Source organism: Bradyrhizobium sp. S3.12.5 (genome assembly GCF_040548225.1).
In the GTDB taxonomy this organism is placed as follows: Bacteria; Pseudomonadota; Alphaproteobacteria; order Rhizobiales; family Xanthobacteraceae; genus Bradyrhizobium; species Bradyrhizobium cytisi.
In genome coordinates this window covers 259,370-271,942 of record NZ_JBEPRF010000001.1, presented here as the reverse complement: position 1 = coordinate 271,942, position 12,573 = coordinate 259,370, and the positions used below count along the sequence as shown (strand labels likewise).

Annotated in this window: 11 protein-coding genes; 7 read left to right on the top strand and 4 right to left on the bottom strand. The window is 65.5% G+C overall.

The annotated features are described in order from the left end of the window. Window positions 1–2 precede the first annotated feature (2 nt). Window positions 3–2,171 (bottom strand): putative bifunctional diguanylate cyclase/phosphodiesterase, encoded by a 2,169-nt coding sequence (locus tag ABIC09_RS01270; RefSeq protein WP_354108258.1) that lies wholly within the window; start codon window positions 2,169–2,171, stop codon window positions 3–5. 431 nt (window positions 2,172–2,602) lie between these two features. On the opposite strand from ABIC09_RS01270, the gene mepA reads away from it, so the two are divergent. From mepA to modC, 5 genes are all read left to right on the top strand, one after another. Further along, a complete protein-coding gene (gene mepA, locus ABIC09_RS01265; protein ID WP_354086048.1) occupies window positions 2,603–3,547 on the top strand; it encodes a penicillin-insensitive murein endopeptidase in 945 nt (314 codons plus the stop codon). A gap of 341 nt (window positions 3,548–3,888) precedes the next feature. Continuing rightward, window positions 3,889–4,392 carry a hypothetical protein gene (locus tag ABIC09_RS01260; protein ID WP_354108162.1) on the top strand — a complete coding sequence of 168 codons (504 nt, stop codon included), beginning with the start codon at window positions 3,889–3,891 and terminating at the stop codon, window positions 4,390–4,392. 186 nt (window positions 4,393–4,578) lie between these two features. After that, entirely contained in the window at window positions 4,579–5,364 is a 786-nt protein-coding gene (gene modA / locus ABIC09_RS01255) for a molybdate ABC transporter substrate-binding protein (RefSeq protein ID WP_354086046.1), read from the top strand. Window positions 5,365–5,391: 27 nt separating this feature from the next. Then, window positions 5,392–6,087: a molybdate ABC transporter permease subunit gene (modB, locus tag ABIC09_RS01250; protein WP_354086045.1), complete on the top strand. Its 696-nt coding sequence runs from the start codon at window positions 5,392–5,394 to the stop codon at window positions 6,085–6,087. 2 nt (window positions 6,088–6,089) lie between these two features. Then, window positions 6,090–6,752: a molybdenum ABC transporter ATP-binding protein gene (gene modC, locus ABIC09_RS01245; RefSeq protein ID WP_148751841.1), complete on the top strand. Its 663-nt coding sequence runs from the start codon at window positions 6,090–6,092 to the stop codon at window positions 6,750–6,752. A 44-nt stretch (window positions 6,753–6,796) separates the two neighbouring features. Here modC and ABIC09_RS01240 read toward each other — a convergent pair whose 3' ends face one another. Beyond that, window positions 6,797–7,057 (bottom strand): PepSY domain-containing protein, encoded by a 261-nt coding sequence (locus ABIC09_RS01240; RefSeq protein WP_148751842.1) that lies wholly within the window; start codon window positions 7,055–7,057, stop codon window positions 6,797–6,799. A gap of 316 nt (window positions 7,058–7,373) precedes the next feature. Further along, window positions 7,374–9,167 carry a potassium/proton antiporter gene (locus tag ABIC09_RS01235; protein WP_354108161.1) on the bottom strand — a complete coding sequence of 598 codons (1,794 nt, stop codon included), beginning with the start codon at window positions 9,165–9,167 and terminating at the stop codon, window positions 7,374–7,376. Between the two features lie 438 nt (window positions 9,168–9,605). Here ABIC09_RS01235 and ABIC09_RS01230 point away from each other — a divergent pair, with 438 nt between their 5' ends. After that, a complete protein-coding gene (locus tag ABIC09_RS01230; protein ID WP_148751846.1) occupies window positions 9,606–10,916 on the top strand; it encodes a mechanosensitive ion channel family protein in 1,311 nt (436 codons plus the stop codon). 184 nt (window positions 10,917–11,100) lie between these two features. Further along, window positions 11,101–11,919 (top strand): type I methionyl aminopeptidase, encoded by an 819-nt coding sequence (gene map / locus ABIC09_RS01225; RefSeq protein ID WP_148751847.1) that lies wholly within the window; start codon window positions 11,101–11,103, stop codon window positions 11,917–11,919. 16 nt (window positions 11,920–11,935) lie between these two features. Here map and ABIC09_RS01220 read toward each other — a convergent pair whose 3' ends face one another. Next, window positions 11,936–12,532: an Ada metal-binding domain-containing protein gene (locus ABIC09_RS01220; RefSeq protein ID WP_148751848.1), complete on the bottom strand. Its 597-nt coding sequence runs from the start codon at window positions 12,530–12,532 to the stop codon at window positions 11,936–11,938. Window positions 12,533–12,573 lie beyond the last annotated feature (41 nt).

Sequence of the window (12,573 nt, the reverse complement as noted above, 5' to 3'; positions counted from 1 at the left end):
GTCTAGGCCACCAGCGCGGCGTCCTCATCCGCGGCATCGATGCCGCGCTGTGCTTGCAGCAGGCTGATGATCTCGATATTGGGGCGGGCCTTGCTGAACAGATAGCCCTGGCCTTCGTCGCACCCTTCGGCGCGGAGGCAGCTCAGCTCGGCCTCGGTCTCGACGCCTTCGGCGGTGATGATGACGCCGAGACCTTTGCCGAGGCTGACGATGGAGCGGATGATCGCCTGCGCCTCGCGGTTGGCGCCGAGATCGCGGACGAAAGACTGATCGATCTTGATCTTGTCGAACGGGAAGCTTCTGAGATAGCTGAGGCTGGAATAGCCGGTGCCGAAATCGTCCATCGAGATGCGGACGCCGAGTGCGCGCAGCGCATGCAATGTCGCCAGCACCTGCGCGCTCTTCTCCAGCAGCAGCGTCTCGGTGATCTCGAGCTCGAGCCGCCGCGACGGCAGGCCGGAATGTTTCAGCGCGTCCGTGACCATCGAGAGCAGATTGCCGCTGCGGAACTGGAGCGGCGACAGGTTGACGGCAACGCGGACGTCGTCGGGCCAGGTCGCAGCATCCAGGCAGGCGCGGCGCAGCATCAGTCCGCCGAGCGGATTGATCAGACCGGTTTCCTCGGCGACCGGAATGAACTCGGCCGGCGAGACCATGCCGCGCTCCGGATGCGGCCAGCGCACCAGCGCCTCGAAGCCGGTGATGCGGCCGCTCGAGAGGTCGACCAGCGGCTGGTAATAGGGACGCAGCACGTCGTTCTGGATCGCGTCGCGCAGCTCGACCTCGATCTTGCGGCGGCTCTGCGCTTTCGCGTCGAGCGCGGCCTCGAAGAAGGCGAAGGTGCCGCGCGCATCGGATTTGGCGCGCGACAGCGCCATGTCGGCGCTCTTGAGCAGCTTTTCGGACTCGTCGCCGTCGGCCGGCGCCGTCGCAATGCCGATCGAGGCGCCGATCACCACGGAATGGCCGTCGAGCAGATAGGGATCGGCGATGGCCTCCAGCAGGCGTTTTGCCAACCCCACCGCATCTTCCGGTCGGGCCAATCCGCCCTGCACGATCGCGAACTCGTCGGAATTGAGCCGCGCCAGTGCATCCTCTTCGCGCAGCGTCGAGCGCAGGCGCTTGGCGACGCCGCGCAACAGCTTGTCGCCGACCGCGTGACCCAGCGTGTCGTTGACGGCCTTGAAATTGTCGAGCCCGAGCATCAGCACCGCGACCTTCTCGGGGCTGCGCCGCGAATGCTGCAGCATCTCGTCCATGGTCTGGCGCAAGCGATTGCGGTTGGGCAGGCCGGTCAGCCCGTCATGCTGGGCCATGAAGGCAAGCCGCGCCTCGGCGCGCTTGCGTTCGGTAATGTCCATCAGCGCGAGCAGCACCGCGGGCCGCTCGTCATAGGTTAGTTCGCGGGAATAGATCGCAAGATCGATCAGCGCGCCGTCGGCCTTGACGTGCTTCCAGGTCCGTGCGGCCTGCTCCTCGCTGGACCGGTCGGTGGCCCAAGGCGGCTCGCGATCGAAAGCCTGCAGGGAGCGGATCTTCAGCTTCTCGAATTCGACGCGGCTATAGCCGTAATGCGCGACCGCGGCGTCGTTGACGCCGAGGATGCGCTCGTCATCCAGCGCGCAGACGATCATGGGGACGGGATTGCCGTCGAACAGCAAGCGGAACGAGGCCTCGCGCTGCTTCAATTCGGTGATGTCGACGCGCAGGCCGACCACGCCGCCGTCATCGGTGCGGCGCTCCTCGATCAGGATGACGCGGCCGTCGGACAACGTCTGCTCGTGGCGCTTGCCGGGCTCGTAGAGCTTCTTCAGCCGCTCCGCGATCCATTCGTCCTCGTGACCGGCCGCTTCCGGATAGTCGCCGCGGGCAACGCCGATGCGCAGCGTGTCTTCGAGCCGCGCGCCTTCCTGAAACAGATCAGCGGTCTTGCTGTAGATCTCCGCGTACTGCTTGTTCCAGAGGACGTAGCGGCCTTCCGGATCGAGGATCACGATGCCTTGCGGCAGCATGTCGACGGCCTGACGCAGCCGCTCATGCGATTTGCGCGCCTCGGCGATGGCCGCTTCGGCTTCCGCACGGCTCTGCACGAGTGCGTCGTGTGCAACGGGCGGATGCAGAGCGCGCGCGAATCGCGGCTTGCGCGGCCGTCGGCCGCCCCGGGCAAGCAGGTTGCACTTTCGCTTTCCTGTTTTCTTGGACCCCAAACTCAACTTCACACGCCCTAGCCGCACCCAGCGGACGCAAGTCTTGGGGCAAGTCTATGAAAAGAAAGTAATCCTGGCCGACGCCGTCACGGCAGTGCCGACCGGGCGCCGGGCCGGTTTGCCTGTTTGCGAGGCGCGACTGGCGTCCACGGGCGCGTCGAGCCTGCTTCCGCGTCGCGATCGGCGGGAGAGGAGATGCAAAAACGCGCAATCTCCTTGAATCAGTTCCGGACCGCTGGCCGCTTGCATGCAGGAGCCAGGCGCCTCTCGTTCCGCGCACGAATATTGGTCAATGCAAGATACGGTTATCGAGCCGTTAAAAATCGAGGCTAGGCGGCCACGTCGAAAGCCTAATTCTTAACCCAGACGCGGCGTTCGGCTATAAGAGGATCAGCATGAGTCCCCGCCGCATCGCCCCTCTCCTGCTTATGATGACGCTCCTGGCCGCCGGCTCAGCGCTAGCCCAGGACAAGGGCAGCGTGAACCCGAAGCCGCTGCCGCCGCTCGCCAATCCGAACGATCCCAAGATCGGCGCCAGGGAGCTGTTCGCGCGCAAGCTGCTGCCCTCGACCGGGGCGGCACATGTCATCGGCTCCTATGTGAAGGGCTGCATCGGCGGCGCCCAGCAGATGCCGCTCAACGGCGACGATTGGCAGGTGATGCGGCTGTCGCGTAACCGCAATTACGGTCATCCCGACATGATCGCGCTGATCAAGCGCCTGGCTGCCAGGGCGCACAAGGACGCGGGCTGGCCGGGCATTTTGGTCGGCGACATCGGTCAGCCGCGCGGCGGGCCGGCGCTATCAGGCCATGCCAGCCATCAGATCGGGTTAGATGCCGACATCTGGCTGACGCCGATGCCGGACCACCGGCTCTCGCGCGAGGAGCGCGAGGAGATGTCGGCGGTGATGATGGTGCGCGAGGACCGGCTCGACATCGACCCGAAGGTGTTCACGCCGAGCCATGTGCTGGTGCTGCGCGATGCGGCGCAGGAGCCGGCGGTGCAGCGCATCTTCGTCAATCCCGCGATCAAGAAGGCACTGTGCCGCGAAGCCAAGGGCGATCGTTCCTGGCTGTCAAAGATCCGGCCGTGGTGGGGCCACGACTATCATTTCCACATCCGCATGCGCTGCCCGGCGGGCGCGAGCGAATGTCAGGGCCAGCCGTCGCAATCCGAGGACGAAGGCTGCAAGCCCTCCGATCTGGCCTATTGGTTCAGCGAGGGCGTGCTGCACCCGAAACCGCCGCCGGAGCCGCCGAAGCCGAAGCCGCCGATGACGCTGGCCCAGATGCCGGTGGCCTGCAAAGCCGTGCTGCGCGCGGCCGATGCGAAGCGATAGGGCGCGCGTCGGGCAAGCTGCCGCCCTACCCACCGCTGTCGTCCCGGACAAGCGCAAGCGCAGATCCGGGACCCAGAACCACATGGAGCGGTTGTGGCGCGAGCTGATAACTCCGAGTCTTCGCCAAACACAACCCTGTGGTTATGGATCCGAATCTGCGCTTCGCTCCGCTGCGCTTGTCCGGGATGACGAACAGGTGGTTGGTTCGTGCCACCCAAATGCGCTAGGATCGCCATGCCGCGCGGCCGTAAGCCCGCGGCATTCCGGGATGCGCATCCCTTTCGCCAACGAAACCTGACCGCACGCCCCGCGTCCTTGCGTGGCCAACGATGAGATTTGACATGCGCGTCCTCGCCCTCCTCGCTGTGCTTTCACTCAGCGCGACCTCCGCCCTCGCCGCCGAGGAGCCCAGCGGCTGCGACAAGTTCAAATGGCCGATCGAGCGCGACCGCGCCGCGCTGACGGCGCCGGACCGCGCCAGGCTCGCATCGGGCAGCGAACAGGCCGCGGTCCCCTCGTCGGCGATCACGCTGGGCCTGGTCGCACCTCAGGAGGCAAAACTGCCCTCGCCGCCGGAGCGGGCGCCGAAGGACGGCACCTTTGCCGGCTTCACTGGCATCAAGGCGGCGAAGGCCGGGCTCTATACGATCAGCTTGTCCAGCGGGGCCTGGGTCGACGTGGTCCAGGACGGGCATCTCCTCAAGCCCATAGCCTTCAGCGGCGCCACCGATTGCGACGGCATCCGCAAGACTATGAAATACGAGCTCTCGGACAAGCCGTTCGTGCTGCAAATCAGCGGCGCCAAGGACAATTCGCTCTCGATTTCGATCCTGCCGGCGCAATAGGCTGTTTGGTTAGACGCCTTTGACCTGTGGGCGCAGCCTGCTATCTTCGATAGTTGCGATATCCCTGCCGGCCGTAAGCCGTCGCAAGGTCCCGTGGAACAGCGCTTCCGCCCGTCGCGATCTGACCCAACCAACGCCAGATTTGCGCGTGCATTTGCGCGCGCGATCTCGCACGGAGCGCCATCCATGTATCGCATTGCCGGACTTTTCACCGCCTTCGTCATGCTCGCGGGCGCGAGCCTCTCGCCGGCTGCCGCCGAGGACAAGACCATCACGGTCTTCGCCGCGGCGTCGATGAAGAACGCGCTCGACGAGATCGATGCCGCCTACACCGCCAAGACCGGCGTCAAGTTCAGCGTCAGCTATGCCGCAAGCTCGGTGCTCGCCAAGCAGATCGAGCAGGGCGCGCCGGCCGACGTATTCGTCTCCGCCGACACCGACTGGATGGACTACGCTACAGCCAAGAAGACCATCAACGAGCCGACCCGCGTCAACCTGCTCGGCAACAGCATCGTGCTGATCGCGCCGAAGGACTCAGAGATCAACAACGTCACCATCGCCCAAGGTTTCAACCTCGCAAAGCTCGCCGGCGACGGCAGGATCGCGACCGGCGACGTCAAGTCGGTGCCCGTTGGCAAATACGCCAAGGCCGCGCTGGAGAAGCTCGGCGCCTGGCAGGCGGCGGAGCCGAAATTCGCGATGGCCGAGAGCGTGCGCGCCGCGCTGACGCTGGTGACGCGTGGTGAAGCCAATCTCGGCATCGTCTATTCCACCGACGCCAAGGTCGAGCCCGGCGTCAAGATCGTCGGCACCTTCCCCGCGGATTCGCATCCCGCGATCATCTATCCGGTGGCGGCGACCACGACCGCGAAGCCCGAGACCAACGACTATCTCGCCTTCCTGCGCACCTCAGCCGCCAAGACGATTCTGGAGAAATACGGCTTCAGGTTCCTGATCTCTCCCACGACTTAGGTTTTGCGACGTGATGATCACGACTTGATGCTCGATATCTCTCCCGCCGAATGGACGGCGATCCTGCTCTCGCTCAGGGTCGCCGTCATCGCAACGCTGGTGGCGACGCCGTTCGGCATTGCGCTGGCCTGGCTGCTCGCCCGCAGGGATTTTTGGGGCAAATCGGTGCTCGATGCGCTGGTGCATCTGCCGCTGGTGCTGCCGCCCGTCGTCACCGGCTATCTCCTGCTTCTGACCTTCGGCCGCCGCGGCCTGGTCGGCGCCTTCCTCGCCGATCATCTCGGCATCGTCTTCGCCTTCCGCTGGACTGGAGCTGCGCTCGCCTGCGGCGTGATGTCGTTTCCGCTGCTGGTGCGCCCGATGCGGCTGTCGATCGAGGCGATCGATCGCAAGCTCGAGCAGGCGGCCGAGACGCTCGGCGCCGCGCCCTTCAAGGTGTTCTTCACGGTGACGCTGCCGTTGGCGCTGCCCGGCGTGCTCGCCGGCATGGTGCTGGGCTTTGCGAAGGCGATCGGCGAGTTCGGCGCCACCATCACCTTCGTCTCCAACATTCCCGGCGAGACCCAGACGATTTCGTCCGCGATCTATTCGCTGATCCAGACGCCGGACGGCGACGCCGCCGCAGGCCGGCTCGTCATCATCTCGGTCGTGATTGCGCTTGGCGCGCTCATCGCGGCCGAATGGTTCGCCCGCCGCGCCACCGCGCGGCTGCACGGGAACTGACCATGCTGCACGTCGATGTCGAAAAACAGCTTGGTGAGTTTTCGCTGCACGCATCTTTCGCAAGCGAAGGCCGCGTCACCGGCCTGTTCGGCGCATCCGGCGCCGGCAAGAGCTCGCTGATCAACATGATCGCCGGCCTGCTGCGGCCCGACCGCGGTACCATCGTCATCGACGGCGAGACCGTCGATGACACCGCCGCCGGCATCCATGTGCCGACTTATCGCCGCCGCATCGGCTATGTGTTCCAGGATGCGCGGCTGTTTCCGCATCTCAACGTCGCGCAAAATCTCGACTATGGACGGCGGATGAACGGTCTCGCGCCCGATCCGGCGCAGCGCACGCGCGTCGTCGAGCTGCTCGACATCGGCGCTTTGCTCGACCGCCGTCCGGGAAAGCTCTCCGGCGGCGAGCGCCAACGCGTTGCACTCGGCCGCGCGCTCTTGTCAAAGCCGCGCCTGCTGCTGCTCGACGAACCGCTCGGCGCGCTCGACGAGGCCCGCAAGCTCGAGATTTTGCCTTATCTGGTGCGGCTGCGGGACGAGGCCAATGTTCCCATGGTCTATGTCAGCCACGACGTCGCCGAGCTGCGCCAGCTGGCGACCCAGATCGTGATGCTCAGGCAGGGACGCGTGACCTCGTTCGGCGGGGTGAAGGTGCTGACGTGAGGCGCGGCGGATCGCGGTTGAGGACGACCCGCCTCGCGCATCACTTACCAGCCACGATCGACGTTGCGCACGTCGCCGGTTCGGGCGTCGACATCGACCTCCATCCAGCGGCCGCTGCTGTCGCGGCCCTCGATCTGCCATTCGTCGCCGAGGAACTGGGTATGCGAAATCGTCATGACGCCGATGTCGGTCGCGACGTCGAGCGCGGCCTGCATCGAGATCTGATCGCCCGTGTCGTAGGCCATCGCCGGCGCCGCCGCTCCCAAACCGATCGCGACAATGGCGGGCAGGATGAGTTTGCGCATGGGTTGCTCCTGTCAGATGCATTGACCGTTACGTGGCTAGAACGGACTACGCAGCAGAGCGTTCCGGAACCGGAAGTCACGAAGCCGCGCAAATGTTCCTTGGTTGCGGCGATTTCGTGGCGGTTCCGTGCGAACCGGGTCCTGCATCGGCTCGCCGTCGCAGGGCATGGCGCTTCAACAAACACCGTCATTGCGAGCGCAGCGAAGCAATCCAGAATCTTTCCGCGGTGGCAGTCTGGATTGCTTCGCTGCGCTCGCAATGACGGAGTGTGTAGTTGGTTCCGTCCTGCAAAACTCAAGGCGGACTGCGTGAGAATTAAACCCCCGCCACCGAGGCCCAAAGCTCCGCGAGCTTGCGGCGCAGCGCCTGGCTGCGCGTCAGCGGCGCCGGCGTCTCGTCTTCTTCCGGCAGGCGAAGACCGACGACGTTGACGCGGCCGCCGGAGATGCTGCGCGCCACGAGCACGATCTCACCCAGCGCCAACTCGGCACCTTCCTTCGGCGCGCGATCGAGATGGACGTCGAAATAGTCGGCCAGCGTCAGCTTGCTCTCGTCATCACTCGCGTTGACGCCGTAGATCTCGGCGAGCTCGGCGAGCGTGTGCTCGCCGGAGACCATGAAGTCGCCGAGCAGATGCGGATCGGGCTCCGAGCTCGGCTGCATGTCGACGAAGAAACGGTCGAGGGCTTCGGCCTTTTCCGGCGGCGCCAGCAGATAGATGTAATCGCCGGGCGCGATCGGATCGGCCTCCGTCGGCGTCAAGATGCTCTCCTTGCGGATCACCAGGGTCGGCTTGGACCAGGACGGGATCAGGCCGCGGCGGAAATACAGGCTCTTGGGCCGCACCGGATAGCCGACCAGCTGCTGCTCGAGCTGGCCGGGCAGATCCAGTTCGACACGGCGCGGGCCGCGCTCGGCGCGCGGCAGCGCCACATGCAGCTTTCGCGCGGCAGGTGCGAGCGTCCAGCCTTGCAGCAGCAGCGAGATGATCACGACGACGAAGGCGACGTCGAAATAGAGATAGGCCTTTGACAGGCCGACCAGCATCGGGATCGAGGCCAGGAAGATCGCCACCGCGCCGCGCAAGCCGGTCCAGGCGATGAATATCTTTTCGCGCCAGTTGAAGCGGAATGGGGCGAGACACACGAACACGGCGATCGGCCGCGCCACCAGCATCAGGACGAACGAGACGCCGATCGCCGGCAGCACGCTGGAGCCCAGCCGGCTCGGCGAGACCAGCAGGCCGAGCAGCACGAACATCACGATCTGCGCCAGCCAGGTTGCGGCATCGAGAAACGCTACGACCGAATTATGCGCGCGCGTCGGCCGGTTGCCGATGATGATGCCGGCGAGATAGACGGCGAGGAAGCCCGAGGCATGCATGATCTGCGAGCCGCCGAAGATCACGAGCGCGGCCGTGGTCACGAACGGCGCGTGCAGGCCCTGCGGCAGCGCGACCTTGTTGAGCCCGATGACGACGAAACGTCCGCCGAGGAAGCCGACGACGGCACCCAGCACCGCCTCTTGCAGGAACTCCATCACCACATGGCCGGGCGAGCTCGAGCCCAGCGAGATGTATTCGACCAGCATCAAGGTGAGGAAGATGGCGAAGGGATCGTTGGTGCCGGATTCCGCTTCAAGCGTCGCACCGACGCGCGGGCGCAGGCGCAGGCCCTGGGTGTGCACCAGCAGGAACACCGCGGCCGCGTCGGTCGAGGCCACCACCGCGCCGACCAGCAGCGACTCCGTCCAGTTGAGGTCGAGCGCGTATTTCGCGAACGGCGCCGTGATCAGCGCGGTCAGGAGCACGCCGACGGTCGCGAGCATCACCGAGGGCGCGAGCACGGTGCGGATGCTGGCAAAGCGCGTCTTCAGGCCGCCGTCGAACAGGATCAGCGCCAGCGCCACCGAGCCGACCAGATAGGTCGTGCCGACGTCGTTGAACTGGAGCTGGCCGGGGCCTGAATCACCCGCCAGCATGCCGATCGCGAGGAAGACCAGCAGCAGCGGCGCGCCGAAGCGCAGCGCGAGCAGGCTCGACAGGATACCGGCCATCACCAGGACGGCGCCGAGCAGAATGGCGATGCTGAAAGAGTCGAGGGAGGCCATGCGGTGCTGCGGTTACTCCGGGAGATCGACGAGTTCAGTCAGGGGGCCACCGGCCGGGCACTCCCTCGCCCCGCTTGCGGGGAGAGGGTGGGGTGAGGGGGAGCCTCTGCAGGGCCGGTGATAGTGGGACTCGCGGAGAGTCCCCCTCACCCGAAATTCAAGCAGCGCTTGAATTTCGACCTCTCCCCGCAAGCGGGGCGAGGTGAAGTGTGCCGGGACCGACAGATTTGCCCATCTCAAAAACATGTGCTCATGCATCCTTATCGTCGCCGCACCGGCGCGCCAACCCATTTTCTCCCGCTCGCGGCAATCTGCCCGTATTTTGCGGCCTTAACGCGCTTCATTTAGCGGTGTATCGATGGCCCGGCCGCAGCCTTTGTGGGATTCTGCGGCACTTTCGAATCAAACCGCCGCCCGCTTCCCGAAGAGACCTGCCCGATGGACCTCAAAGACTTCATGGAGTTCGTGCAGACCACCGCGCGCAGCGTCGGGGCGGAAATCGCCTCGCCATGGTTCTACCTGCAATTCGGGCTCATTCTGGTGGCGGCCGGGATCGCCTATGCGGCGGAAGCCGCCATTCGCATCCGGGTCGACATGACCTCGCTGGCGATGCGCTGGCCGCTGCCGCTGCGCCACTTCGCCCGCGTGATGGTCTCGAGCGCCTCGACGGCAATGTTCACCCTGCTCGTGATCATCTCGCGCGTGGTGATGTATCACGCGACCTGGCCGAGCCGCAGCTATCTCTTGATGGTCGCCGCCAAGCTGGGGCTCGCCTGGCTCGCGATCCGGCTCCTCACCTCGGTGCTGCGCAACGCCTTCTTCGTCAAGCTGGTGTCGGTTGCGGCGTGGTTCGTCGCCGCGCTGTCGATCCTCGGCCAGCTCGACACCACGGTCGACCTGCTCGACTCCTATGCGATCGTGCTCGGCGGATTGCGGCTGACGCCGCTCCTGGTGCTCAAGGCCGGCGCGCTGTTGATCCTCGCGCTCTGGCTCACCAACATCGCCAGCAATTTCGCCGAGAGCAAGATCAACTCGGCGACGGACCTGACACCGTCGGTGCAAGTGCTGCTGGTCAAGATCATCCGCATCGGGCTGCTCGCAATCGCAATCGTGCTTGCGCTCGGCACGGTCGGCATCGACCTCTCCGCGCTTGCGCTGTTCTCCGGCGCGGTCGGCGTCGGCATCGGTATCGGCCTGCAGAAGATCGTCGCCAACTTCATCTCCGGTATCATCCTGCTCGCCGACAAATCGGTGAAGCCGGGCGACCTCGTCACCATCGGCGACAATACCGGGCGCATCAGCGCGATGAAGACGCGCTATATTTCCGTGGCCGCCGGCGACGGCCGCGAATTCCTGGTGCCGAACGAGGATCTGGTGACGCAGAAGGTCGTCAACTGGACCTATACCGACAAGAACACGCTGGTGAAGATCACCTTCGGCACCAATTACGACGCCGATCCCAGGCTCGTCTGCAAGCTCGCGATCGAGACCGCGGCCGCCCACCCGCGCGCGCAGAAGGCCAAGCCGCCGAACTGCATCCTGACCGAATTCGCCGAAGCCGGCATGAAGTTCTCGCTCACCCTCTGGCTTGCGGACCCCGACGGCATGGACAACGTCAAGAGCGACGTGATGCTGGCGCTGTGGGACGTCTTCAAGCGCGAGGGCATCCGGGTTCCCTACCCGGTCCGCGAAATCCGCATCCGCGGCGGCGCGCTGCCGGTCGAAACCACCGTAGAAGTCCCGAATTGAGCCTGCTTTCGGGCGCATGGCAGGCTCTCGTCTTGATTTGACGCGTTTTCTTGACGCGAACCGGTACCCACTTCGCTCGAAAGCGCTCTTGCCAAGCTTGCGCGAAGGCCCGCAATCATTAGATTGGGCCTGAAATCAAGCCTTTCCGCCCGTATCGGGCCCGAGCCAGAAGAACCAGACCCGCATGAGCTACGTCGAAGCCACCGATACCTCCCTGCGCAAGACCGGACAGATCAAGCTGCATGGGCCGGCCGCCTTTGCCGGCATGCGCAAGGCGGGTGCCCTGGTGGCGAAGTGCCTCGACGAGCTCACCGACGTCGTCGGCCCCGGCGTTCCGACCGATCGCATCGACGAATTCGTCCGCGAGTTCGCCTTCAGCCATGGCGCCTATCCCGCGACGCTGATGTATCGCGGCTACCGCTACTCGACCTGCACCTCGCTCAACCACGTGGTCTGCCACGGCATGCCCGGCGACCGTCCGCTGAAGGAAGGCGACATCGTCAACATCGACGTCACCTTCATCGTCGACGGCTGGTACGGCGATTCCAGCCGGATGTATGCGGTCGGCCCGATCGCGCGCAAGGCCGAGCGGCTGATCGAGGTGACGTATGAAGCGATGATGCGCGGCATCGCCGCGGTGAAGCCCGGCGCCACCACCGGCGACATCGGCCACGCCATCCAGAGCTTCGTCGAGCCGCAGGGCATGAGCGTGGTGCGCGATTTCTGCGGTCATGGCCTTGGGCGCATGTTCCACGACGAGCCGAACATCATCCATATCGGCCGGCCCGGCGAGGGCGTGCAGCTCAAGCCCGGCATGTTCTTCACCATCGAGCCGATGATCAATCTCGGCAAGCCGCATGTGAAGATCCTGTCCGACGGCTGGACCGCAGTCACCCGCGACCGCTCGCTGTCGGCGCAGTTCGAGCATTCGGTCGGCGTCACCGCCACCGGCGTCGAGATCTTTACGCTGTCGGAGCGGCACGGCGAGAAGCAGATCGGGTGATTGCCGATCGCCTCGATTATCGCCGACGACGGAAGGACGATGGCGGCCGCTTGTAGGTCGCGGCAAAGGCGTCGTTGAAGCGGCGAACGCTGCCGAAGCCGGCGGCGAAGGCGATCTCCGCCAGGGTCATGTCAGTCCGGTCGATCAGGCGCTTGGCTTCCTGCACGCGCCGGGTCGCCGCAATGTCGCTGGGGCTCGCGCCGGCATGGCGCAGGAACAGACGAAGCAGATGGCGCGGCCCGACGCCAAGAGCCTCGGCGAGCGCCGTCATGGTAGCGCGATCGAGAAAGCCGTCGTCAATCAGCCGCATCCCGCGGGCGACGGTGGTCGCCGTCCCCAGCCAGGCCGGAGAACCGGGCGCGGTTTCGGGCCGGCAGCGCAGGCATGGGCGAAAGCCGGCCCGCTCGGCGGCGGCAGCCGTCGCATAGAAGGTGACATTCTCAGAGCGTGCGGGGCGAACCGGACAGACCGGCCGGCAATAGATGCGCGTCGAGCGAACGCCGGAGAAGAACAGGCCGTCGAACGCGCGGGCCCGTGCCAGCCGTGCGCGGTCGCAGGTCTCCCAGTCGAGATGCGGTGGCAGGGTTTGCCGTTGCGCCGGACCCGTTGTCATGCCGCGACATTAGTTTCGATGCGGCTCGCCGAGTAGCTGAA